20 protein-coding genes are annotated in these 23,346 nt (G+C 66.1%); 7 read left to right on the forward strand and 13 right to left on the reverse strand.

Annotation, left to right across the window (positions count from 1 at the left end):
- The first annotated feature begins 112 nt into the window (after positions 1–112).
- Positions 113–1,057, forward strand: coding sequence for a LysR substrate-binding domain-containing protein (locus tag J3A72_RS17805; protein WP_014646480.1), 945 nt, complete (start codon positions 113–115; stop codon positions 1,055–1,057).
- Between the two features lie 68 nt (positions 1,058–1,125).
- On the forward strand, positions 1,126–1,419 hold the full coding sequence (locus J3A72_RS17810; RefSeq protein ID WP_005408721.1) for a hypothetical protein: 294 nt from the start codon (positions 1,126–1,128) through the stop codon (positions 1,417–1,419).
- Between the two features lie 31 nt (positions 1,420–1,450).
- On the opposite strand, the gene J3A72_RS17815 is transcribed toward J3A72_RS17810, so the two are convergent.
- The gene (locus J3A72_RS17815) at positions 1,451–2,266 is read right to left on the reverse strand and encodes a DUF4349 domain-containing protein (protein WP_032956827.1); all 816 of its coding nucleotides are present in this window, start codon (positions 2,264–2,266) and stop codon (positions 1,451–1,453) included.
- On the reverse strand, positions 2,263–2,619 hold the full coding sequence (locus J3A72_RS17820) for a GFA family protein (protein WP_014646478.1): 357 nt from the start codon (positions 2,617–2,619) through the stop codon (positions 2,263–2,265). The genes J3A72_RS17815 and J3A72_RS17820 overlap by 4 nt, the downstream gene beginning before the upstream one ends.
- Positions 2,620–2,731: 112 nt before the next feature.
- Here J3A72_RS17820 and J3A72_RS17825 point away from each other — a divergent pair, with 112 nt between their 5' ends.
- The gene (locus tag J3A72_RS17825) at positions 2,732–4,540 is read left to right on the forward strand and encodes a DUF885 domain-containing protein (RefSeq protein ID WP_032956825.1); all 1,809 of its coding nucleotides are present in this window, start codon (positions 2,732–2,734) and stop codon (positions 4,538–4,540) included.
- 54 nt (positions 4,541–4,594) lie between these two features.
- Here J3A72_RS17825 and J3A72_RS17830 read toward each other — a convergent pair whose 3' ends face one another.
- The 4 genes from J3A72_RS17830 to J3A72_RS17845 form a co-directional block, all read right to left on the reverse strand.
- The gene (locus tag J3A72_RS17830; RefSeq protein ID WP_080469258.1) at positions 4,595–6,100 is read right to left on the reverse strand and encodes an FAD-dependent oxidoreductase; all 1,506 of its coding nucleotides are present in this window, start codon (positions 6,098–6,100) and stop codon (positions 4,595–4,597) included.
- Complete coding sequence (locus J3A72_RS17835; RefSeq protein ID WP_140222672.1) at positions 6,097–6,516, reverse strand: hypothetical protein; 420 nt, start codon at positions 6,514–6,516, stop codon at positions 6,097–6,099. The genes J3A72_RS17830 and J3A72_RS17835 overlap by 4 nt, the downstream gene beginning before the upstream one ends.
- Before the next feature lie 151 nt (positions 6,517–6,667).
- Positions 6,668–8,509, reverse strand: coding sequence for a multidrug efflux ABC transporter SmrA (smrA, locus tag J3A72_RS17840; protein ID WP_075075654.1), 1,842 nt, complete (start codon positions 8,507–8,509; stop codon positions 6,668–6,670).
- A 156-nt stretch (positions 8,510–8,665) separates the two neighbouring features.
- Positions 8,666–10,228, reverse strand: a complete 1,563-nt coding sequence (locus J3A72_RS17845; protein WP_041863194.1) for a serine hydrolase — start codon at positions 10,226–10,228, stop codon at positions 8,666–8,668.
- 110 nt (positions 10,229–10,338) lie between these two features.
- Here J3A72_RS17845 and J3A72_RS17850 point away from each other — a divergent pair, with 110 nt between their 5' ends.
- Together J3A72_RS17850 and J3A72_RS17855 are read left to right on the forward strand one after the other, a co-directional pair.
- On the forward strand, positions 10,339–10,782 hold the full coding sequence (locus J3A72_RS17850) for a VOC family protein (protein WP_014646472.1): 444 nt from the start codon (positions 10,339–10,341) through the stop codon (positions 10,780–10,782).
- On the forward strand, positions 10,779–11,654 hold the full coding sequence (locus J3A72_RS17855) for a DUF72 domain-containing protein (RefSeq protein ID WP_075075653.1): 876 nt from the start codon (positions 10,779–10,781) through the stop codon (positions 11,652–11,654). Before J3A72_RS17850 ends, J3A72_RS17855 begins: the two co-directional genes overlap by 4 nt.
- Here the strand turns inward: J3A72_RS17855 and J3A72_RS17860 are convergent.
- A complete protein-coding gene (locus J3A72_RS17860) occupies positions 11,575–12,189 on the reverse strand; it encodes a Pr6Pr family membrane protein (RefSeq protein WP_075075652.1) in 615 nt (204 codons plus the stop codon). The genes J3A72_RS17855 and J3A72_RS17860 overlap by 80 nt on opposite strands.
- A 79-nt stretch (positions 12,190–12,268) precedes the next feature.
- Between J3A72_RS17860 and J3A72_RS17865 the strand changes: the two genes are divergently transcribed.
- A complete protein-coding gene (locus J3A72_RS17865) occupies positions 12,269–13,216 on the forward strand; it encodes a DMT family transporter (protein ID WP_014646470.1) in 948 nt (315 codons plus the stop codon).
- A gap of 30 nt (positions 13,217–13,246) precedes the next feature.
- Here the strand turns inward: J3A72_RS17865 and J3A72_RS17870 are convergent, their stop codons facing one another.
- The 6 genes from J3A72_RS17870 to J3A72_RS17895 all read right to left on the reverse strand — a co-directional run bounded on the left by J3A72_RS17870 (position 13,247) and on the right by J3A72_RS17895 (position 22,848).
- Complete coding sequence (locus J3A72_RS17870; RefSeq protein WP_075075651.1) at positions 13,247–14,407, reverse strand: AAA family ATPase; 1,161 nt, start codon at positions 14,405–14,407, stop codon at positions 13,247–13,249.
- Between the two features lie 142 nt (positions 14,408–14,549).
- Positions 14,550–15,620 (reverse strand): sensor domain-containing diguanylate cyclase, encoded by a 1,071-nt coding sequence (locus J3A72_RS17875; protein ID WP_075075650.1) that lies wholly within the window; start codon positions 15,618–15,620, stop codon positions 14,550–14,552.
- Between the two features lie 117 nt (positions 15,621–15,737).
- Positions 15,738–16,460 (reverse strand): pseudouridine synthase, encoded by a 723-nt coding sequence (locus tag J3A72_RS17880; protein WP_014646467.1) that lies wholly within the window; start codon positions 16,458–16,460, stop codon positions 15,738–15,740.
- A 34-nt stretch (positions 16,461–16,494) separates the two neighbouring features.
- Positions 16,495–18,159, reverse strand: coding sequence for a diguanylate cyclase (locus tag J3A72_RS17885; protein WP_075075649.1), 1,665 nt, complete (start codon positions 18,157–18,159; stop codon positions 16,495–16,497).
- Between the two features lie 109 nt (positions 18,160–18,268).
- Complete coding sequence (locus J3A72_RS17890; protein WP_075075648.1) at positions 18,269–20,692, reverse strand: EAL domain-containing protein; 2,424 nt, start codon at positions 20,690–20,692, stop codon at positions 18,269–18,271.
- A 218-nt stretch (positions 20,693–20,910) separates the two neighbouring features.
- On the reverse strand, positions 20,911–22,848 hold the full coding sequence (locus J3A72_RS17895) for a DEAD/DEAH box helicase (protein ID WP_049441528.1): 1,938 nt from the start codon (positions 22,846–22,848) through the stop codon (positions 20,911–20,913).
- A 266-nt stretch (positions 22,849–23,114) separates the two neighbouring features.
- Between J3A72_RS17895 and J3A72_RS17900 the strand changes: the two genes are divergently transcribed.
- Positions 23,115–23,336, forward strand: coding sequence for an RNA-binding S4 domain-containing protein (locus tag J3A72_RS17900; protein WP_014036469.1), 222 nt, complete (start codon positions 23,115–23,117; stop codon positions 23,334–23,336).
- Positions 23,337–23,346 lie beyond the last annotated feature (10 nt).

Genomic DNA, 23,346 nt, shown 5'->3' on the forward strand with positions numbered 1-23,346 from the left:
TCGCCTCCGTCCATCGTCAATTCCTCGTCAAGGCAGACAGGATCGGGCGCAGACGCCTGCCGCACAAGCGCGTAGTATCGCTGCCAGCCACAAATATGGTTTGAGGCTCGACATGCAGCTACGCCCTTCCCTGCTCCCCGCACTGGCCGTGTTCGCGGTCGCCGCGCGCCACCAGAACTTCGCCCAGGCCGCGCAGGAGCTGCACCTGACCGCCAGCGCGGTCAGCCACCATGTGCGCCGGCTGGAAGAAGTGCTGGAAGTACGCCTGTTCCTGCGCCACGCCCGCGGCGTGCGCCTGACCGCCGAGGGCCGGCAACTGGCCGACGCCGCCAGCGCCGCCTTCACCGATGTCGCGGCCGTCGCCCATCACCTGCAGCCGGATGCCGACAGCGTGCCGTTGCGGATCACCACGCTGCGCTCGCTCTCCTACTGCTGGCTGCTGCCACGGCTGCCGCGCTTCACCCAGGCCCATCCGCACATCCGCATCGAGCTGCACACCGGCAGCGGCCTGGATCGCTACGACGACAATGGGCCGGAAGTCGGCATCCGCTACGGTCTGGGCCAGTGGCCGGGCCTGCGTGCGCAGCACCTGATGGACGACTACCTGTTCCCGGTGGCCTCGCCGGCGCTGGCCGGGGTCGAAGCACTGGTCGATCCGGCGCGCATCGCCGACCTGCCGCTGCTGACCGACCTGTCGCCGCAGGGCTGGCGCGACTGGTTCCGTCATGCCGGCGTGCGCCCGCCCTCGCCGCTGCCGCCGATGCACACCTTCGCCGACAGCACCGATGCGATGCGTGCAGCGGTGTACGGCATGGGCGCGGTGCTGGCACGTACCCACATCGCGCAGCCCTACCTGCAGCGCTACGAGGTGGTACGCCTGCCCGGCCCGGCGCTGAAGGCGCGCTATGCGTATCACGTGGTGCACGCCGAAGGACAACCGCCGAGCCCGGCCGCACGCCTGTTCATCGACTGGTTGCTGGAGCAGGCGCAGGACGAACGCACGCCGATTCCCGCATTGCCGGACAGCCTGCTCGGACGCCCGGCCACACGCGCCTGACTGCGCCCTCACCCGTTCTTTGCCCGGCGCTGGCTAGGCTGCAGGCAACTCCACAACGTACCTACGCCATGGCCATGCTGCGACTGCGCATCACCGGAACCGAAGACGACGCCCGCGCCATCAGCGACCTGCTGCTCGGCCTGGAGGGCATCGAACATGTCGAGGAAACCGACGACCTGATGCCGCACATGGACGACGACGATTCCAGTTCGGCGGGGCTGTCCGATGACATCGGCCCGGGCATCCACGAGCTGGAAGTGGAAGTCGGCAATGAAAGCACCGCGCAGAAGGTGCGCGACGCGGTGCAGGAACTTGCGCTGGAGCTGGATGTGTTCGTCGAGTACGAGACCGACGAGGGCTGACGCCGGCTCCCTGCCGGCATCAGCCGTCACCTCAGCGGGTGGGCGGCAGCGTGCGACGGCGGCGACGCCACCACGCCCGCACACCCCAGGCCACGACCAGGGCCAGCACACCCACCGGCAGCAACGCGGCGACGGCGCGGATCAGGAACGCAATGCTGCCGCTGAGGATGCTGCCCGACTCGCTCAGCGCCTCGCCGATCTCGCTGCGGCTGCGCTGGCCCGAGGTGGTGTCGAAGTGGATCGTCACCAGCTGGGTATCGATGCGCCGACGCTGCTGTGCGGCATCCTTGTTGGCCTGCTCGACGCCTGCTTCGATCTCCGACAGCCGCGTGGTGATCGCCATCAGGTCCTCGATCTTCAGGTCCTTGCGGTCCTGGTAGGACAACAGCCGCGCGTGTTCCTTCTCCAGCCGGGACTTGGTCAGCGCGGTGTCCGCTACTTCCTGCGCGAGGTCCTCCGCGCGCGTGTTACGCGACTGCAGCGTGCCGCCCTCACCGGCCATCGCGATCAGCGGCTCGGTGCCCTTCGGCGCGATGCGCACCTTCACTTCACCGCTGGGCTGCTCGCCGCCGCGCTGGTCGACCTGCAACACTGCACAGTCGCCGAACTTCGCGCTCTGGCAGGCCTGGGCGATCTGCTGGATGCGCGGTGCGATCTGCGCCGCCTCCAGCTGCACCTGCACGTCATGTTCGTAGGCCAGGAATGCGCCTTCCGGCGAAGCAACAGCGGCATCGGCCGCGGTCGCGCCCGCCTCTGCAGCGCGCTCACCGTTCTTGGCGCAGGCTGCCAGTGCCAACAGCAGCACCGGCACTGCCAGCGTGCGCGTCCACGCGCACAGCGGCCTCACAGCGCGGCTCCGTTGTAGGAGGTCACCGAAAGACCGGCCAGATCCACCTGCGGCACGCAGCGAACGTTCACCGCCACCATCGGTGTGCCGGTACGCGGATCGATCGCTTCGCTGTAGGGGGCGATACCGCATTGGCGGCAGTGGTGGTGGTCGATATGCGCCTTGTTGAAGTGGTAGGTGGCAACGTCAGCCGGATCGGTGGCCAGCTGGAACGCCTCGCGCGGGGCGAACCACAGCAGGCTGCCGCGACGGCGGCACATCGAGCAGTTGCAGTCGATGACGTCGCTGATCGGCGCCTCGGCCTGTACGGTGAATGCGATCCTGCCGCAATGGCAGCTTCCCTGGTATTCCATGTCCTGCGCTCCTTTGGAGGGTCCTTGAAACCGCCCATGGTAATCCTATGGCACGGGGACAAAGCAGCGACGGGGCCCTATGCTCAGGGTTTGACCCCGTACAGGAATGCCGATGCGCCCGCATCTTCTTGCCCTCGCCCTGGTCGCTGCGCTGGCCGGTTGCCAGCCTGCCGACGCCCCGACCAACGCTTCCACCCCGGCCACCAGCCAGCAGGCCGGTGACGCGGCGGTCGATGCCGCCTTCGCCGATCTGTCCAAGCGCGCCCTGGACACCTGGATGCAGCTGTCGCCGGTCAGCGCCACCCAGATCGGTGACCACCGCTACGACAGCGAACTGGACGACCTGAGCGCCGCCGGCCAGCAGAAGACCGTGGCCGCCTACAAGGCGCTGCTGGGCGAGCTGGACAAGATCGAGGTGGCCAAGCTGGGCCGCGAGAACCAGGTGGACGCGGCGATCCTGCGCAACCAGCTGCAGTCGGAAATCTGGAACGCCGAAGTGCTCCAGTCCGGCAAGTGGGACCCGCAGCTGTACAACGGCATCGCCGGCAGCGCGATCTATGGCCTGATGGCCCGGGAGTTCGCACCGCTGCCGGAACGCCTGAAGTCGGCGACCGCGCGCATGGAAAAGCTGCCGGCGATCTTCGCCCAGGCACGCGAGAACCTGGATCCGGCCCGCGTTCCGAAGATCCATGCCGAGACGGTGGCCAAGCAGAACAAGGGCATCCTCAGCATCGTCGATACCTTCATCACCCCGCACATCGGCGAACTGCCGCAGGCCGACCAGCAGCGCCTGCAGGCCGCCATCGACGGCCTGAAGAAGGCCGTGGACGAGCAGCAGACCTGGCTGGACAAGACCCTGGTGCCGAACGCCAAGGGCGACTTCCGCATTGGTGCGGAAAAGTACGACCAGAAGCTGAAGTTCGCGCTGAGCTCCTCGCTGTCGCGCCAGGAGATCGGTGAGCGTGCACGCGCCGAACTCAAGCGCGTGCGCGAGGACATGTACGGCATCGCGCAGACCGTACTGAAGGACAAGCCGGGTGCGCCGGAGATGCCGGCCCAGCCGACCGACGAGCAGCAGCAGAAGGCGATCGAGGCCGCACTGGAACTGGCCTACGCCGACAAGCCGGCGCGCGACAAGGTGGTCGATGATGCCAAGGCCGCGCTGGAGCAGTCCACCGCGTTCGTGCGCGAGCACGACCTGGTGACCCTGCCCGATGCGCCGGTGGACATCATCCTGATGCCGGAATTCCAGCGTGGCGTGGCCGTGGCCTACTGCGATTCTCCGGGCCCGCTGGACAAGAACCTGAAGACCTTCTACGCCGTGTCGCCGATTCCGGACGACTGGAACGAGAAGCAGGTCGACTCGTTCCTGCGTGAATACAACTCGCGCATGATCCACCTGCTGAGCATCCACGAAGGCACCCCGGGCCATTACCTGGAGGGCTGGCATTCGGCCAAGTTCCCCTCCACCCTGCGTGCGGTGCTGCGTTCGGGCCTGTTCGCCGAAGGCTGGGCGGTCTACACCGAGCGCATGATGCAGGAGCAGGGCTACCTCGACAACGACCCGCTGTTCCACCTGGTGCAGCTGAAGTTCTACCTGCGCACGATCTCCAACGCGATCCTCGACCAGGGCGTGCACGTGGACAACTGGGATCGCGAGAAGGCGATGCACCTGATGACCCACGACGCGTTCCAGCAGGAAAGCGAAGCGGCCGGCAAGTGGGTGCGCGCGCAGCTGACCTCGGCGCAGCTGCCGACCTACTTCGTGGGTGCGCAGGAACACTTCGACACCCGCAAGGCGGTGCAGGAAAAGCTGGGCGACAAGTTCAACCTGAAGGCGTACCACGACCAGGTACTGTCCTACGGCGCACCGCCGGTGCGTTTCGCCCGCCAGCTGATGCTGGACCAGCCGATCGAGTGATGGATCGGGTGTGAGTTGGAAACGAAACGGCCCGGGACAACCCGGGCCGTTTGCTTAGACGAGAAACGGAAGCGGCACATGACTGAAGCTTGTCCGCATCGCTTTCTCTTCTCCCGTCAGACTGATCATCTTCAGTCCAGGAATCGAGTCTTTATTGATTCCAAAGCGGACAGCAACGCAACTACCAGAAGCGACCGACATCGTGCCACCGATCTCGAAATGGACAGAGAAGGAGCCTGCCTTCGCTTCCTCAACCCCGATCACATTTGCGCTGAACTCTATTTTAAAGCGTACACATCGAGCAACCTTCGCCTCATGTTCATTTTCAACAAGAACGCGATCAATGAGATGGACTAGAAATCGATTCAGTAGATACGCCTTATCAAAAAAATTCTCCCGAACCAACAGAGTTACTGAGGCATCTTTTTCGCCACTACTCTTTCTCAGCGAATTCAAGACAACCTGACGAATATGCGATTGCTCGGCCAGCCTTCCAGCAATTTCCTTACATCTCCCGTCCAATGCAGCCCATACCTTTCCATCCAAGGTCCAGCTTGCCTGCAGTCTCGCTTGTGCCTCGATGGTGCGCAATGCTTCCATCTCCTGCTCCAGACTATCTTTTTCTTGCTGTTCTGCGAATAGTCTTTGCACGAGTGCTAACGGATGGTCATCTGCCGTGAGGGCTCGCAACGCATCCTGCAGAGCTCCATCACCTCCACCGACAATCACGACATCTTCACCGCGCCCAGCGAGCTCCTGAAGATCATCATCCTCCCAAAAGCGCTTACCAGAAAAGTCAGGGGCAGCAATCGGATTCTTGCCATCGTGCCGGGGCAAGCTTACGTTCTCGTCCCCCATTCCAGCGGCAAGAACAATGTAATCCGGAACCACTTCTTTGCAACTAGGCTCATTCTTCCACCAACTAATTCCCTCAAGATTGAGCTTTGGTTTTTCAGAAGAATTGCCATCACTGAATACGGAGGCGGATTCCGCAAATGAAACAATATAATCCTTCAACCCCTCAGAAATCCCCTTGACACTCGTTGCAACGTGAAGGCTGCCTTCTTCACTTACTGCATGATCATTCAGCCACCGCACCATCGCTCTCGCGAATTCGGATGCTTTTAGGGGATGCTTCGCCTCGAATAGCGGGCAATCACCAAAGTTATCGAACGCACCACAAACATTCCCATCCGTTGGCGGGTAGGTCTGATCTCCACTAAATCGCCAAGGCCATTCATACATAAACGGGCCGACGTACCGCTTGTTCACCTTGGACTGTAAAAACATTGGAGCATCCTCCGCCTCCAAGAGGATTACTCTGGCACCGCGGTGGGTGGCTGCGACTGCCGCCGCGATTCCCGCCGCCCCTGCGCCTATGATGAGCAGCGACTTCCCCTTGGAGCCGGCGGGCAATAGTTCTTGGACCAAGAGCCGAGCTCGGACGATCTGGTCACGCAGACTCACGTGAAACTGCCCGCTAGATAGATCGAAAACATGAGGGGCAACCTTACTAGCCAATAGTGAGAGGCAGTTAACTACCGTTGCAGGTACTTTCATTGCGCGGCTCCAACTGCGGCGGCCACCAATTGCTGAAATTCTGACTTGGGCAAGCAGAACAACGTGGGGTGAGCAAGCACTTCGGCAATCCCCCCTTCCAAAAGGGCACCATCATTCATACGCGGCCCTGCTTCATCTCGCCTTAGATCTTCAACGAGCGGTGATAAACCTCGCACCGGAAGCTTCCATCGCCCTTCATCCGATTCAACCAGGCCCAAGCGGCTCAGTATCTCCAACTGCTCGCCAACATGAGCCCTGAAGCCTCCTTCATCAAATCGCTTTTGCCCCAAATGATTTGGACGATAGAGTATCGATCCTCGCATCTGTTGATCGCTTTCCATCAGGCGTTGAAGCCGCTCAGCCAATGTCTGAAGTTCGGCTCCCTCACTTGCGTACTCAGAATTCAACACTGCCATAAGTACCGTGCTGGTACTGCGAACAATTGATCTGGTCACAATTCACCTCATCCTTGATTCACCGTCTTGACCAAGTGCAGCGCTACTAAGCCCCTTCCATTTGGAAGGTCGACCGGTTGCACTTCTATCTCTAAATTGCCGACTAGACTGCTCAATGGAAGGATCCGTCGGCAGCCACAAATCCACCGGTCTGTCGCGCCCACAACCGTGCGTACAGACCACCGGCGGCGATCAGTTCGGCGTGGCTGCCGGTCTCGACGATGCGGCCCTGGTCCATCACCACCAGCCGGTCCATGCGTGCGATGGTCGACAGCCGGTGCGCGATCGCGATCACCGTCTTGCCGCCCATCAGCTCATCCAGGCTGTCCTGGATCGCCGCTTCCACTTCCGAGTCCAGCGCCGAGGTCGCTTCGTCCAGCACCAGGATCGGTGCGTCCTTCAGCAGCACGCGGGCAATGGCGATGCGCTGGCGCTGGCCACCTGACAGCTTCACGCCACGCTCGCCGACATGTGCGTCGTAACCACGACGCCCCTGCCCATCCACCAGCGTGTCGATGAAGGCTTCGGCACGCGCCTTGGCCACCGCAGCGCGCAACTGCTCATCGGTCGCGTCCGGACGGCCGTACAGCAGGTTGTCGCGGATCGAGCGATGCAGCAGTGAGGTGTCCTGGGTGACCACGCCGATCTGCTGGCGCAGGCTTTCCTGAGTGACGTAGGCAATGTCCTGGTCGTCGATCAGGATGCGGCCGCTTTCCAGGTCGTACAGGCGCAGCAGCACGTTGACCAGGGTCGACTTGCCGGCACCGGAAGGACCCACCAGGCCGATCTTCTCGCCCGGCTTCACCACCAGGTCCAGGCCTGCGATCACGCCGCCCTTCTTGCCATAGTGGAAGTGGATGTCCTGGAAGTGCACGCCACCGCGGGTCACCTGCAACGGCACCGCGTCCTCGCGGTCCTGCACGGTCAGCGGCTGGGCGATGGTGGTGATGCCGTCCTGCACCGTACCGATGTCCTCGAAGATGCCATTGATGGTCCACATGATCCAGCCGGACATGTTGTGGATGCGGATCACCAGGCCGGTCGCCAGCGTGATCGCACCGACGGTGATGTGGCCGCCATTCCACAACCACAGCGCGAGCCCGCAGGTACCGGCAATCAGGAAACCGTTGACGATGGCGATGGTCAGGTCCATGCCGGTGGTCACCCGGGTCTGCGCGCGGTGCTTGACCGCCAGTTCCTGGATCGATTCGGCCACATAGGCCTGCTCGCGCCCGCCATGGGCGAACAGCTTCAACGTGGGAATGTTGGTGTAGCCATCGACGATGCGGCCCATCGCCTTGGAACGCGCTTCGGACGCAATCCAGGCCCGTTCCTTCGCGCGCGGCACGAAGTAGACCATGATCACCGCATAGGCCAGCAGCCACAGGATCAGCGGCACCATCAGCCGCCAGTCCGCCTGCGCGAACAGGTACAGCGCGGTGCCGGTGTAGACCACGATGTACCAGAGCGAGTCGACCATCTGCACCGCCGACTCGCGCAGCGAGGTACCGGTCTGCATCACCCGGTTGGCGACGCTGCCGGCGAAGTCATTCTGGAAGAAGCTCAGGCTCTGCCGCACCACGTAGTTGTGCATCAGCCAGCGCGAGCGGTTGCTCAGGCCGGGCACGATCGCCTGGTTGACCAGCAGGTTGTGCAGGCCGACCAGGATCGGCCGCGCGATGACCGTGATGAACAGCATCCAGCCCAGTTCATTGGCATGGCGCTTGAAGAAATCGGCCCCCGGTTGCTCGGCGACCATGTCGACGATGCGGCCCAGGTAATCGAACATCGCCACTTCCACCAGCGCCAGCAGCAGGCCGGCGATCAGGGTCGCCAGCAGCACCGGCCACACCGGGCGCAGGTAGTGCAGGTAGAACGGCAGCACCTTGCGCGGTGGCATGCGCCCATCCACGGGCGGGAACACCGGGATCAGGGATTCAAACCAACGGAACATCGCACTCCCTCGCCTCTTGCAAGCGGCGAAGTATCCCACGCCGGATGTGTACGCCAGCCGATGATCGCCGCCGCTCCGGTAGTGCCGGCCGCTGGCCGGCACCCTTGCGGCATTTCGGAAGATCATGAGGTTGCCGGCCAGCGGCCGGCACTACCTTCATTCGTTGACCGGGGTGAACAGCAGGTCCTGGAAATCGAAGCTGAAATCGGTCAGGTCGGAGATCGACTGCATGCGAACCTCGCGCACCTTGCCGTCCGGGTCCAGGCTGAAGTTCACGAACGCATCGGCGTTGAGCGAGCGGTCATCCCAGCGCACGATGAAGGTGTCGTGCTGCCAGTGCTCCAGGCGGCCGCTCAGCTGCGCGGTCTTCATGAAGCGCAGGCGCAGGCCCTTGCCTGCGGCACTGACCTGCATGTCGCCATACCAGCGGTCGCGGAACGTGCCGGTGTAGCCGGCCAGCGGCAGCGACGGCCTGCTGCCCTTGTCGCGCGCGCTCTGATGCTTGGCCCAGGCCTCGTCGGCCTTGTCCTGGCCCTTGGCCACGGCCTTGGCATAGGCGTCCACCCAGTCGTGCTTGTCGCCGCCCAGATAGGCATCAAGCACGCTCAGGGTGATCGCGTTGAACGCCGCGCCCACTTCCTGGTTGGTCAGCACCACCACGCCCAGCTTCTCGCCCGGCACCAGGGTCAAGCGCGAGACCATGCCCGGCCAGCCACCGGTGTGCCAGACCAGTTTCCGGCCGCGATAGTCACTCAGGCTCCAGCCTTCGCCATAGCCGGCAAAGTTGGCCCGTGCCGGTGCCAGCTCCGGCACGCTCGGCGCCGGGATCGACTGCGGGGTGATCATCCGCCACATCTGCTGCTGGCTCTTTTCGCTGAACAGCGCAGTGCCGTCGGCCAGCTTGCCTTCGGCCAGCTGCACCTGCATCCAGCGCGCCATGTCGTGCGCACTGGAATAAATGCCACCGGCGCCGGCATTGTTCGACCAGGTCAGCGGTGCGACGGTGCGCAGGTCCTTGAAATCGTACTTGGCGTGGCCGACCGCCGCCGTGTCACCCGGCTTCAGGTGGTCGGCGTTGTAGCGCGTGCCGGCCATGCCCACCTTGTCGAAGATGCGGGTCTGCAGGAACTGCTGGTAGCTCACGCCCGAGACGTGCTCGATCACCTGCTGGGCGACCGCGTACAGGATGTTGTCGTAGGCATAGCTTTCGCGGAAGCCGCCCTTCAGCGGCACCTTGCCCAGCCGCTGCACCACTTCGGCGTTGCTGTAGGACGTGGTTGGCCAGAACAGCAGGTCACCGGCGCCCAGGCTCAGGCCGCTGCGATGCGACAGCAGGTCGCGGATCGTCATCTGCCCGGTCACGAACGGGTCGGACATGCGGAACGACGGCAGGTGGTCGATCACCTTGTCGTCCATCTTCAACTTGCCCTCTTCCGCCAGCAGGTTCAGCGAGGTGGCCGTGAACGCCTTGGTGTTGGACGCAATGGCAAACAGCGTATCGGCCTGCACCGGTTCCGGCTTGCCCTGCTCGCGCACGCCCCAGCCGCGCTCCAGCACCACCTCGCCATCCTTGACCACCGCTACGGCAATGCCGGGCACGTCGAACTGCGCGCGCACGCGCTCGACGGTCGCATCCAGGTCCTGCAGCGGCGGCGGGGTCGCCGCGCTCGCCATGGTCGTGCACGCCAGCAGCACGGCTCCTCCGATCCAGGGTTTCATCCAGCACGATCTCCGAACAGGGGTGGCGGCCATGTGCAGGCCGTCACCGGGGTTTCGCGGGATGGTAACGTCCGGCGGCGCATCCTGCCCTGTGCCATAGGAGGGGTGTCATGGGCGAGAACGGCCAACCCAGCAGCGGCTCCACGATCATTCCGTGCCTGCGCTATCGCGACGCGCAGGCCGCCATCGACTGGCTGCAGCGCGCCTTCGGCTTCCATGCCCAGGCCGTCTACGCCGATGGCGATACGGTCTTCCATGCGCAGCTCACCTTCGGCAGCGGCATGATCATGCTGGGCTCGGCCAGCAACCAGAGTGCGTGGAGCAAACACGCTGCCCTGCCTGACGAGGTCGGCGGACGCCAGACCCAGAGCGCCTGCGTGATCGTCACCGATGCCGATGCGCACTACGCGCGGGCCAAGGCCGCCGGTGCCCGCATCGTCATCGACATCGCCGACCAGGACTATGGCGGACGCGGCTACGCCTGCGCCGACCCGGAAGGCTACCTGTGGTGGTTCGGCAGCTACGACCCGTGGCGCACGGACCACGGCCAGTGACCACGGCCGGCCGGCAGGCAGAGATCCGCTGCGGCATCGGCGGCTGGGTGTTTCCCGAATGGCGCGGCGGTGTGTTCTATCCAGCAGGCCTGCCGCAGCGGGAGGAACTGGCCCACGCCAGCCGCACCCTGCGCTGCATCGAGATCAACGGCACGTTCTACCGCACGCCAACTGCGGCCCAGTGCGCGCAATGGGCTGCGCAGACACCCGACGGTTTCCGCTTCTCGATGAAGGCGCCGCGCTACCTGGTGCAGCGACGCGACCTGTCCAGCACCGTGGAAGCGGCCACACCGTTCCTGCAGGCGGCACTGGCGCTCGGTGACCGGCTCGGCCCATTGCTGTGGCAGTTCGATCCGCGCCACCCGGCCGACGCCGATGCACTGGAGGCGCTGATGGCACAGCTGCCTAAGCAGCTGGACGGGGTGCCGCTGCAGCATGCGCTGGAGGTCCGCAACGCCGAGGCACATGGCCCGGCACTGGTCGACGCCGCCCGCCGCCATGGCGTGGCGCTGGTGATCGAGGACAGCGACGAGGCGCCATTGCACGGTGATGTCAGTGCCGGCTTCGTCTATGCGCGGATCAAGCGCAGCCAGGCCCGCTTGAACGAGGGCCTGCCGGCGCCCGTGCAGCAACGCTGGGCCGAACGCGCACGCCGCTGGTCACGCGGTGAACCCGTGGATGACCTGCCCTGCCTGGCCGGGCCCGCTGCGGAGGCCCCGCGCGAGGTCTACCTGCTGTGCATCGGCGCAGGCAAAGCGCGCAACCCGGCGGCAGCGATGGCCCTGCAGCGCCTCATCGACAGCGCCAGCGGTCCAGCCCCCACAGCAGGGTCCACCCCACCACGAACACGCTCGCAACGCGCAGCACGTTGAGCAGGAACGCCGCCAGCCCCAGGCGTTGCAGTTCGAGGAACGGATACGGCGCCTGTCCTGTCACTTCGGCCACCAGCATCGCCCAGCCCAGGTACACCAGCGGTACCAGCAGCACCCCGCCCAGTGCGCGCCAGCGCAGCGCGCCATGCGGCAGCAGCCACCACCACCCCAGCAGGTACAGCGCCGGCACAGCGTAGTGCAGGCCGGCATCGACCCACCATTGCAGCCCGGTGGGTTGCCACAGTCCCTGCAACGCCAGCACGTAGATGCACGCGGTCACCCCGATGCACAACGCGATCACCGCGGCGACAGTCGCGTTCAGCACACCCGCACGGATCAGCCGGACGCATCCCAGGCACACCGCCAGGTTGCTGAGAATCGTGAAGTAACCAACGAAGCGCAGCGTCGCCATGCCGACCCCGGCAGCCGCCCCGGGGCCATGCAGCAGCAACAGGTATTGCAGCAGCAACGAGGTGGCCGCCATCAGTGCAGTCAGCGCTGCCCATGCACGCTGGGCGGAACGGTTGGCAGCCATTGCGGGGTTCCCCTGGGGAGTTTCCGCGAGCATGCCACAGGCATCGCCGGCGGCCGTGCGATTGCCGCACAATAGGCGGATGAGCACACCCGACACCCGCAAAGCGTTGTGGCAGATTCACTTCTGTGTCCTGCTGTGGGGCGTCACCGCCATCCTCGGCAAGCTGATCACCCTGCCCGCACTGCCGCTGGTGTGGTGGCGCATGCTGCTGGTGACGGCGATGCTGGCGCTGCTGCCGCGGGTCTGGCGTGGACTGCGTACGCTGCCAGTGCGGCTGGTGGCCGGTTATGCCGGCATCGGCGCCCTGGTCGCCCTGCACTGGCTGACGTTCTACGGCGCGGTAAAGCTGGCCAATGCGTCGGTGGCCGCCACCTGCATCGCGCTGGCGCCGGTGTTCACCTCGATCATCGAACCGTGGGTGGCCAAGCGGCCATTCCAGCTGCGTGAACTGGCGTTCGGCCTGGCGGTGCTGCCGGGTGTCGCGCTGGTGGTCGGTGGCGTGCCCGACGGCATGCGCCTGGGTGTGCTGATCGGCGCGATCTCGGCGCTGCTGGTGGCAGTGTTCGGCTCGCTCAACAAGCGCATGGTCAGCCACGCCGATCCGCTCACGGTCACCGCGCTGGAGCTGGGTGCGGGCACCCTCACCCTGACCCTGCTGGCGCCGCTGATGCCCTACCTGCTGCCTGCGCTGGCCAGCCCGTTGTGGGTGGTCCCGGACCTGCACGACGGCATCCTGCTGCTGGTGCTGGCCGGGTTCTGCACGCTGCTGCCGTTTGCCCTGGCCCTGGTCGCACTGCGCCACCTGAGCGCCTACACGGTGCAGCTGGTGACCAACCTGGAGCCGGTCTATGCGGTGGTGCTGGCGGTGGTGCTGCTGCGCGAGCAGCACGAAGTCACCCCGTGGTTCTACCTCGGCGTGGCGATCATCGTAGGCGCCGTGTTCCTGCATCCGCTGCTGAACCGCCGCAAGCCGGTGCAGCATCCGGAGATTCTTGGCACGGCCGAGGCGCGCAACATCGCCGATTGAGTGCATCCACGCATGGCGTGGATGCCCGTATCAACGCTGCGGCCAGTGCCATGCAGGTGCATCCAGCAGGCCCTGCCCGCTCAACAGCGTGCGGCCCTGTTCCTTGTACAGATGCAGCGAATGGCACCCTGGCGCCTGTTCCAGCGCCGCGATCAGCCGGCTGGCGTGCGACACCACCCATACCTGGCTGCGCGCACTGGCTGCGATGATCAGCCGCGCCAGCGCCGGCAGCAGGTCCGGATGCAGGCTGGTCTCCGGCTCGTTGAGCACCAGCAGCGGCGGTGGACGCGGCGTGTGCAGCGCAGCGGCCAGCAGCAGGAAGCGCAGCGTGCCGTCGGACAGTTCGGCCATCGACAAGGGCCGCAGCAGCCCAGGCTGGTGGAAACGCAGCGCCAAGCGTCCATCCAGCTCCTCGAAGCCGACCGTGGCGCCCGGGAACGCATCGTCGACGCTGCGTGCCAACGCCACCGGGTCACCGATCTCGAGGACGGTGACCCAGGCCGCCGCCAGATCCCGGCCGTCGTGATGCAGCACCGGCGTGCGCGTGGCCATCGCCGGTTGCCGCGCCGGGGCATCGGCATCACTGCGGAAATGATCGTAGAAGCGCCAACGCCGGATGTACTCGCGCAGGGCGATGGTTTCCGGCAGGCGCTGCGGATCGCCGACCTGGGTGAACAGGCTGTCGAACAGCGACAACCGGTCATCCACGAGATCCCAGCCGCGCGCATGGCGCTGCCGCACCATCGCCCCGCGACGATCGACCAGCAGGTTGGCGCTGCGCAGGAACGGGCCGGCCCAGATCGCCTCGGCCTTGATCTGCGGGTCCAGTGCGAAGGCCGATCGACTGGGCGGCGGGTAGCCCAGATCGATGGCGTAGCCGAATTCGTCAGTGGCGAAGCCCAGCTTCAATCCCACCGATTCCTGGCGTGGGCCGCCCTGCAGGGGGATTTCGCCGGCAGCAACCCGACGGTCCATCTTTTCCGGACCCGCCCACAGCGCCGAGCCCAGCCCGCCTTCGCGGGCCAGCACCGCCGCGACGCCGCCCTGCGCGGTCTCGGCCAGCAGGCGCAGGGCACGGTACAGGCTGGACTTGCCACTGCCGTTGTCACCGGTCACCACATTCAACTGCTGCAACGGCAGTACGAGCCCGTGCAGCGAACGATAGTGGGCGATGGCCAGGGTCTGCAGCATGGTCGGCGTCCGGGGAACCAGGGGGTCATGCTGCCCGGTTCTGATCGCAGGAGCTGCGACGCGATGTGAATCGGTGACAGCATCCACGCGTCGCGTTGATCTACTGGAGCGGCATCCGTTTACCGCGCGGGCGGCAGATGCTTCAGCCGGCCACTTCCACCCGGTTGCGGCCATTGCCCTTGGCCCGGTACAGCGCCTTGTCGGCACGTGCCAGCGTGTCATCCACGCTTTCACCGGGCTGGTGCTGGGCCACTCCAATACTGATCGTGACCGGGAATCCCAGCGGCAGTTCAGCCACGGCCAGGCGCAGGAACTCGCACTGCAGTTCGGCGGTGCGCAGGTCGGTAGCCGGCATCACCGCCACGAATTCCTCGCCGCCATAGCGCGCGGCCATGCCGCGACCGGCGAAATGCGAACGCAGCAGCACGCCCAGTTCGGCCAGCACGCGGTCACCGGTGGCGTGGCCCTGGAAATCATTGATGTGCTTGAAATGGTCGATGTCCAGCAGCGCGACGCAGGCCGCCCCGGGCTGGTCTCCGTTCACCGCCACCGCCTCTTCCAGCGCTGCCGCCATCGCACGGCGGTTCGGCAGGCCGGTCAACGCGTCGGTGCGGCTCTGTTCGGCCAGGTCGGCATTCTGCGCGAGCAGTACGTCCTGGTACTCAGACAGCAGTCGCTCGTAGTCATCGCGCTCCAGCATGTGTTTCTGGATGTCGAGCGCGAAGCGGCGCAGTTCCATCACCAGCATCACCTGCCGCGACAGCGCCGCCAGCGCTTCAGCCTTGTCGCTGGCCAGGTGCTGTGGCTGCGCATCGAATACGCACAGCGTGCCCAGCGGCAGGCCATCGGAGCTGATCAGCGGCGCGCCCGCATAGAAGCGGATGTGCGGATCGCCCACCACCACCGGATTGTCGTGGAAGCGGATGTCCTGCAGCGCGTCCTCGACCACCATGATCTGCTGCGGTTGCAGGATCGCGTGGCCGCACATCGATTCGCTGCGCAGGTTTTCTGCCGCATCGATGCCCTGGATCGACTTGAACCATTGCCGCTCGACGTCGATCAGGGTCACCGCCGCCATCGAGGTGCCGCAGACCGCCTTGGCGATCACCACCAGGTCGTCGAAGGATTTTTCACGCTCCGAATCGAGGATACGGTAGCGGTACAGCGCCTCAAGCCGAAGGGCTTCATTGGCAGGCTTGTCGGGCTTGATCATGCAGCGTCACGTTCCGGCAGGTCACCGCGAAGTCTAGCTGATGTAGAGCCGAGCCCATGCTCGGCTGCACCCGGACAAAAGAGCAGCCGAGCATGGGCTCGGCTCTACAGAAGCCGTTTACCAGTCCAGCTGCCTCGGCAGCAGGCCCTGCAGCTCCTGCTCGGTCAGGTTGCGCCACTGGCCCGGCTTCAGCGCACCGATCTTGATGTTGTCGATGCGCACGCGACGCAACTGGGTCACCCGATAGCCGAACTCGGCCGCCATCAGGCGGATCTGTCGGTTCAGGCCCTGCTGCAGGGTGATGCGGAAACCGAACTTGGCGATGCGCGAGGTCTTGCACGGCAGCGTCATCTGGTCGTGGATGCGAACGCCACGGGCCATGCCACGCAGGAACTCGTCGGTGACCGGCTTGTTCACCGCCACCAGGTACTCCTTCTGGTGGCCATTCTCGGCGCGCAGGATCTGATTGACGATGTCGCCGTTGCTGGTCATCAGGATCAGGCCTTCGGACTCCTTGTCCAGGCGGCCGATCGGGAAGATGCGCTGTTCATGGCCGACGAAGTCGACGATGTTGCCCTTGACCGAGGTCTCGGTCGTGCAGGTGACGCCGACCGGCTTGTTCAGCGCGATGTAGACATGGCGGCGGGCACCGGGCTTGCGGGCCACGCGCGCGCGCAGCGGCTGGCCGTCGACCAGCACCTGGTCTTCCTCGCCCACCACCGCGCCGGTGCCGGCCGGATGGCCGTTGACGGTGACCCGGCGGGCGGCGATCAGGCGATCGGCCTCGCGGCGGGAGCAGAAGCCGGTGTCGGCGATATGTTTGTTGAGTCGGGTGGTCATCGCCCTATTATCCGGCATCCCCGCCCGCTGCGCTTCATGCCGGGGGCGGCGGATCGAGTTCTTCGCCGTCGAATACCCGGTTGCGGCCGGCACGCTTGGCCACGTACATGGCGTGGTCGGCCCGGCGCAGCAGCGCGGCGAGATCGTCCTCGCCCGGCCGCCACTGCGCCAGGCCGATGCTGGCGGTGACCTCCAGACCGGGCACCTGCAGCGCCCGGGCCGCCTCGGTGAGGTGCTGGCGCAGGCGATCCAGGCGCGCCGATGCCGCCTCGCGCGGCATGCCCGGCATCAGCAGTAGGAACTCTTCGCCACCCATCCGCACCACCTGGTCCTGGCTGCGGACCGCGGCACGCAATGCACGTGCCACCGCCACCAGTACCTGGTCACCCACGGCGTGGCCATGGCGGTCATTGATGTCCTTGAACAGGTCGATATCGAGGAAACCGATCACCAGCGGGCCGCGCTCGCGATCGACCCGTTCCAGGTGCCGTGCCAGCTGCTGCAGCCCGGCACGGCGGTTGGGCAGCCCGGTCAGGCCATCGGTCTCGGCCAGCTGGCGAAGTTCATCGCGCTGCTGGCGCAGGCGGCCCAGCCGCTGGTTCAGCGCATAGGCAGCCATCATCAGCAGCCAGGTCACCGACAGTTGCAGTGCCTCCACGCGGTACTCCAGCAACCACGCAGCGCGGCAGGCGTCGGCCAGGATCAACACCAGCATCGGTGCCAGCGCCGCCAACCCCGCCTGCGCCCAGCGGTCGCCGCGCAGCCATGCCCACACCCCGGCCATCAATGCCAGGCCGCAGCCCAGCAGGTAGGACACCTGCAGGCCCTGCGCCACCCAGGCCAGGCTGTCCCGCTGCAGCCAGGGCACCCACGCGGCCAGCGCCAGCAATCCCCACAGCGCCAGCAGCTGCATCGGGCGCGATCGCGGCAGCAGGCGGTCGCCGCCGTTCAGTCGCCACAACGCGGGCAGCACCAGCGCCTGGGATGCAGCGGTCAACGACAGCAGCCACCACGCGCTGCGCTCACCCACCGGCAGCCATGGCTCGGGGTAGCCGCTCAGCCCTCCGAGAATGGCCTGCCACAGCACCAGCACGGTGGTACCGGCGATGTAGACCAGGAAACTGCGGTCGCGGGTGGTAAGGAAGGCCATCAGGGCCGACAACGCCAGTGCGATTGCCACGGCAATGCAGGCCGCGCGCACCAGCAGGCGGGCGGTATCGTTCTGCTGCACGGGACTGGGCGCGCCCAGCCGCAGGGTCGGTACCCAGCGCGCCTTCAGCGGCGTCTGCCATGACACCAGGAACGGTTCATGGCTGCCCGCCGGCGGCACCGCGACCAGGCCGATGCCTGCGCGGAACCGGGAATCACGGGTACGGGCATCGTGCATGTTGCCGCAGATTTCGCGATCCCCATGCTGCACGCGGACTTCGCCCGCGAACACATTGAACACGTCCAGTGCCTGCGGCTGGCCCGACCAGCCGCCCGCTGGCGCGGACACCTGCACCTGTTGCCGTGGCCCCGCCAGCATCTCCGGCGTGCATGCGCGATGCGGGGTGGGTTCATCGGTCGCCGCACCGACCAGCAGGTAGTCACGCCCGGCTTCGGCTACGGCCGCCGACAGCGGCCACGGCATTGCCAACCACACCAGCAGCACGACCAGCACCGCTCCCGTTCCGTACTGCCCCTGCCTGCCGCCCACGCCACGTCCTGTTCCTGCTTACGCCCGCGCCCACTGCGCGTCGCCCCTGCCGGGCATTATCGCAGCCGCGGCTGCAGCCCACGTGTAGACCAAAGTCGCCGACGGGCGTTCAGCCAGCGGCGGGCGGACTTTTCACCGCCACCAGGCGCACCGGCCGCAGGTCGGCCAGGGTCATCCGCTCCAGCGGTTGCGGCCGCTCGACCGCATAACCCTGCAGGCCCTGCACCCCAAGCCGGGTCAGCGCGGCGGCGACGTCGGCAGTCTCCACCCATTCGGCCACCACCTCCATCTGCAGCTCGCGCCCCAGTTCACTGATCACGCGCACGGTGGCATGGCTGACCGGATCGGTATCCATGTCGCGCACGAAGGCCCCGTCGATTTTCAGGATGTCGGCCGGCAGCTGGCGCAGGTAGCCGAACGAGGACAGCCCGGAACCGAAATCGTCCAGCGCCATCCGGCAGCCACGCGCCTTCACTGCATCGATGAAGGCACGCGCCTGGCTGAGGTTGCTGATCGCAGCGGTTTCGGTGATCTCGAAGCACAGCTTGGAGGCCAGCGCGCGGTTGCGCTCCAGCAGGTCGCAGACGAAGGCGAGGAAGCCGGGCTCGGCGATCGACTGCGCCGAGACGTTGACATTGCACAGGCCCAGCTGCCGCACGTGTGCCGGGCACACCTGCAGGTGCCTGAACAGCAGGCCAAGCACGTGCCGGTCCAGCGCCACGGCCATGCCATAGCGCTCCACCGCCGGCATGAACTGGCCCGGCAGGTGCAGGCTGCCATCGCTGCCACGCATGCGCACCAGTACCTCGTAGTGCAGGTAGGAGGGATCGCCGACGCGGGCGATGCGCTGCGCATACAACACCATGCGGTTTTCGGCCATGGCCAGGCTGACGCCCTGCAGCCGCTCGGCTTCCTGGCGCCGTTCCTCCAGCGCCATGCGGTTCTCGTTGAAGCAGTGCACGCGGTTGCGGCCGGCCTGCTTGGCCGCATAGCACGCGCTGTCGGCGGCGCTCATCAGCCAGTTCACATCCGGCGCATCGGCGCTGACCTCGACCACGCCGATGCTGCAGCTCAGCTGCGGGCTGCCTTCGCTGACCGGGAACGTCGCCTGCCCCAGGTCGCGGATTACCCGCTGCAGCACGCGCTTGGCCTCGTCCTGCCCGGCATGGGCCAGGAACACGGCGAACTCGTCCGCGCCCAGCCGGCCCACCCAGTCACCATCGCGCACCGCCGCCACCAGGTAGTCGGCGAAGCTGCGCAGCATCTGGTCGCCAGCGGCGTGACCGAAGCTGTCGTTGACCAGCTTGAAATGGTCCAGGTTGATGTAGCACAGCGCGTGCGTGCCACCTTCGCTGCGCACCTGCAGCAGCGCGCGTTCCAGCAGCCGTTCGATCTCGCGGCGATTGATCAGGCCGGTCAGCGGGTCGTGGCTGGCGTGGTGCTCGATCTCGCGCGCCAGTGCATGGTTCTGGCTGACGTCTTCGATGATGGCGAACACCGACAGGCCACCGCCGGTGCTGCGCACGCCGGTGCCGCTCCAGCGGCCCCAGACAAGGCTGCCATCGCGACGGCGGAAGCGCAGTTCGCTCGGGCGCAGCTGGCGGTCCCAATCGATGCGGCCCACCCCATCGATGACCAGCTCGCCGTCCATCAGCAGGTCGCCCAGCGACAGCTGCAGCAGCATGTCACGACGATGGTCGAGGATATCGGCCATCGCCTGGTTGGCCTCGATCACCTTGCCTTCGGCATCGAGCTTGAGCATGCCGACGTTGGCCTGGTAGAACGCCGCGCGGAAACGGCTCTCGTGTTCGGTCAGGTCCTTGCCGACGCGGCGCGCCAGGGCGACCGCCATCAGGCTGATCGCCAGCACCGAGAGGCCCGCCACCATCAACGTGGCCAGCCTCACCAGCGTCGCCATCCGCAGCAGCGCCTGCGAGAACGCCTGGCTCTGCACCTTCATCCGCTGGTCCAGGTCACGCAGCTGCTGCAGGTAGCGGTCGCGTGCGGCAACGGGCACCAGGTTGCCGTCGTGCCGCAGCTGCAGTTCATCGATCAGTTGCTGCAGCGCCATCAGGTCGCCATCGGTCTGCCGCCACAACGCGCTCGCTTCGCGGAATGCACCGATGTCGCGCGCGTAGCGGAACGAGAACACCAGGCGTGGGATGTCGGCACGCGCATTGCCGCCCTGCAGGAAGCCCTGCCTGGCCTTCTCCTCGTCCGGTTCGGCCTGTTCCAGCGCCAGTCGCGCCTGCAGATCGCCCAACGGCACCTGCAGGGCCTGGCGTGCGTCGTCCAGGTCCTCGGCATCGCCACGCGCCAGGTAGCGACTGAGTGCGGCGGTGGCATCCTGCTGGCCACGCGACCAGTAGCCCTGGCCGGCGATCCAGGCAGTAGAGGCCGCCTGCAGTTCCTGGATCAGGGCGGACAGTGCGACCAGTCCGATCGCCATGCCGGTCAACAGCGCAAATCGCAGTCCCAGCCCCCGGGTCATCGGCACCCGCCGGCTGTGTTGGTCCGTGCCACTCCTACCCATCCCGGATCCCCCTGAATGTGCTGCGGTGACAACCTCCTTAGGAACCGGCCCAGCCTAGGACCGGCAATGTGTGGGCCATGCGAAAAAGGGGACGGAGGGGATTAAGTCGTTCTTGGCACAGGCGCATGGCCAGCCAGATACGACTTAATCCCCTCCGTCCCCTTTTTCTGTCCGCCAGCCCGGGGGCTGGCGGTGGTGTGGACGGCTGCGGGTGCGGCTTAGAGGCTGCGCGGGCCGCGCGGCTTGAAGCCGTCACGACGCGGCGGGCGACTGTCGCGGTCACCGCCGCGGTCGCCGCCATGGCCGCCCGGGCCGCCACGACGCGGGCCACCCGGACCGCCCGGGCCACGCTTGTCGAAGCGCGGCTTGAACGGGCGCGGGGCCGGGTTGGTGTCTTCACCCGGAGCCAGCGCACGCATCTGCAGCTGCTGGCCGGACACCCAGACCTTCTGCAGGTGCGACAGCACGTCCGGCGGCATCTGTGCCGGCAGGTCCAGCAGCGAGAAGTCGTCGTGGATGTCGATGCGGCCGATGAAGCGGCTTTCCAGGCCGGCTTCGTTGGCAATGGCGCCGACGATGTTGGCCGGCTTCACGCCATGCTGGTGACCGACCGAAATACGGTAGGTCTCCATGCCCTGCTCCGGTGCACCACGCGGCGGAACCTCACGGCGCGGACGCTGTTCAAAACCACCTTCGGCGTCGTCACGGCGCGGGCCACGCTCGAAGCGCGGACCCCGTTCGTTGCGGTCGAAGCGATCACCACGTTCCGGGCGGTCACCACGGTCGAAGCGCTCGCGCGGTGCGCGCTCTTCGCGCGGGGCACGCACCGGCGGCTGCAGCAGGAACGGGGTATCGCCCTGCAGCAGCTTGGCCAGCGCGGCAGCGATCTCGATGGCCGGCACGTTCTGCTCGTTCTCGAAGCGCTCCAGCAGCTGGCGGTAGAAGTCCAGGCCACCGGCGCCGAGGGTTTCGCTGATGCGCGAGGTGAACTTGTTGATGCGGGTGTCGTTGACCGCTTCCACGCTCGGCAGCTGCATCTCTTCGATCGGCTGGCGGGTGGCGCGCTCGATCTGGCGCAGCATGCCCTTCTCGCGCGGGGTGGCGAACAGGATCGCCTCGCCGCTGCGGCCGGCACGACCGGTACGGCCGATGCGGTGCACGTAGCTTTCGGTGTCGTACGGGATGTCGTAGTTCAGCACGTGGCTGATGCGCTCCACGTCCAGGCCGCGCGCGGCCACGTCGGTGGCGACCAGGATGTCCAGCTTGCCTTCCTTCAGCATGGCGATGGTCCGCTCACGCTGGGCCTGCTGCATGTCACCGTTGATGGCGGCAGCGGCCAGGCCACGCGCCTGCAGCTTGCTGGCCAGTTCTTCGGTGCCGGCCTTGGTCCGCGCGAAGATGATCATCGCGTCGAACGGCTCGACTTCCAGGATGCGGGTCAGCGCGTCCAGCTTGTGCATGCCGCTCACCCACCAGTAACGCTGGCGGATGTTGGCCGAAGTAGTGGTCTTGGCCGCGATGGTCACTTCCACCGGGTCCTGCAGGTAGGTCTGCGCGATGCGGCGGATCTGCGGCGGCATGGTGGCCGAGAACAGGGCCACCTGGCGCTGCTCCGGCAGCTTCTTCAGCACCGCTTCGACGTCGTCGATGAAGCCCATGCGCAGCATTTCATCGGCTTCGTCCAGCACCAGCGTCTTCAGCTCGGACAGGTCCAGGGTGCTGCGGTCCAGGTGATCGATCACGCGGCCGGGGGTACCGACCACGATATGCACGCCGCGGCGCAGGGCCGACAGCTGCTGGCCGTAGGGCTGGCCGCCGTACACCGGCAGCACGCGGAAGCCGGGGATCTTCGACGAATAGGACTGGAACGCCTCGGCAACCTGGATGGCCAGTTCGCGGGTCGGCGCCAGGATCAGGGCCTGGGGCTTGATCTGCTGCAGGTCGATGTTGGACAGTACCGGCAGTGCAAAGGCAGCGGTCTTGCCGGTACCGGTCTGGGCCTGGCCCAGCACGTCGCGGCCTTCCAGCATCGCCGGGATGGTGGCGGCCTGGATCGGCGACGGGGTTTCGTAGCCGATGGCGGTGACGGCCTGCATCACGGGCTCGGACAGGCCGAGCTGCGCAAACTGCAGCGGCGCTTGGGAATCTTGGGACATGGGGAACTCCGAAGGCACTGCCGTCTTCCTGGCAGTGCGATAAAAAAGGTGATGGTCCGCGCTTTGGGCGCCCTTCTTATCGCGTGCCCTGGCGCTGCTCGGTCGGAGGAGATTTCACTCGCTCAGAGCGGAATGATACCGCATTGATGCTGAACGAGGCATACAGCTTTCCTCACAGATGCCGTCGGGCCCGTGCTGGCGCACAATACGCGCCCTCTTCCCGGCCCGGCCGCTGGCCTGCGCCCTCTTCCCAGGAACCCCGCTCCATGCAGATTCTCGAATTCGACCTCGACGGTGACTACGTCGAACTCAAGCAGCTGCTCAAGCTGGCCGATCTGGTCACCAGTGGCGGCGAGGCCAAGATGGTCATCAGCGAGGGCCAGGTACGGGTCGACGGCGAAGTGGAACTGCGCAAGGCCTGCAAGATCCGCGCAGGCCAGGTGGTCGAATTCGCCGACAGCCAGATCCGGGTGCTGGCTGCAGGCTGATCTGAAGCTG

The organism is Stenotrophomonas sp. PvP093 (assembly GCF_017876915.1).
GTDB classification, from domain to species: Bacteria; Pseudomonadota; Gammaproteobacteria; order Xanthomonadales; family Xanthomonadaceae; genus Stenotrophomonas; species Stenotrophomonas muris.

Coding starts and splice junctions, on each gene's coding strand:
- J3A72_RS17805 (WP_014646480.1), top strand. CDS start 113: ATGCAGCTACGCCCTTCCCTGCTCCCCGCACTGGCCGTGTTCGCGGTC.
- J3A72_RS17810 (WP_005408721.1), top strand. CDS start 1,126: ATGGCCATGCTGCGACTGCGCATCACCGGAACCGAAGACGACGCCCGC.
- J3A72_RS17820 (WP_014646478.1), bottom strand. CDS start 2,619: ATGGAATACCAGGGAAGCTGCCATTGCGGCAGGATCGCATTCACCGTA.
- J3A72_RS17825 (WP_032956825.1), top strand. CDS start 2,732: ATGCGCCCGCATCTTCTTGCCCTCGCCCTGGTCGCTGCGCTGGCCGGT.
- J3A72_RS17830 (WP_080469258.1), bottom strand. CDS start 6,100: ATGAAAGTACCTGCAACGGTAGTTAACTGCCTCTCACTATTGGCTAGT.
- J3A72_RS17835 (WP_140222672.1), bottom strand. CDS start 6,516: ATGGCAGTGTTGAATTCTGAGTACGCAAGTGAGGGAGCCGAACTTCAG.
- smrA (WP_075075654.1), bottom strand. CDS start 8,509: ATGTTCCGTTGGTTTGAATCCCTGATCCCGGTGTTCCCGCCCGTGGAT.
- J3A72_RS17845 (WP_041863194.1), bottom strand. CDS start 10,228: ATGAAACCCTGGATCGGAGGAGCCGTGCTGCTGGCGTGCACGACCATG.
- J3A72_RS17850 (WP_014646472.1), top strand. CDS start 10,339: ATGGGCGAGAACGGCCAACCCAGCAGCGGCTCCACGATCATTCCGTGC.
- J3A72_RS17860 (WP_075075652.1), bottom strand. CDS start 12,189: ATGGCTGCCAACCGTTCCGCCCAGCGTGCATGGGCAGCGCTGACTGCA.
- J3A72_RS17865 (WP_014646470.1), top strand. CDS start 12,269: ATGAGCACACCCGACACCCGCAAAGCGTTGTGGCAGATTCACTTCTGT.
- J3A72_RS17870 (WP_075075651.1), bottom strand. CDS start 14,407: ATGCTGCAGACCCTGGCCATCGCCCACTATCGTTCGCTGCACGGGCTC.
- J3A72_RS17875 (WP_075075650.1), bottom strand. CDS start 15,620: ATGATCAAGCCCGACAAGCCTGCCAATGAAGCCCTTCGGCTTGAGGCG.
- J3A72_RS17880 (WP_014646467.1), bottom strand. CDS start 16,460: ATGACCACCCGACTCAACAAACATATCGCCGACACCGGCTTCTGCTCC.
- J3A72_RS17890 (WP_075075648.1), bottom strand. CDS start 20,692: ATGGGTAGGAGTGGCACGGACCAACACAGCCGGCGGGTGCCGATGACC.
- J3A72_RS17895 (WP_049441528.1), bottom strand. CDS start 22,848: ATGTCCCAAGATTCCCAAGCGCCGCTGCAGTTTGCGCAGCTCGGCCTG.
- J3A72_RS17900 (WP_014036469.1), top strand. CDS start 23,115: ATGCAGATTCTCGAATTCGACCTCGACGGTGACTACGTCGAACTCAAG.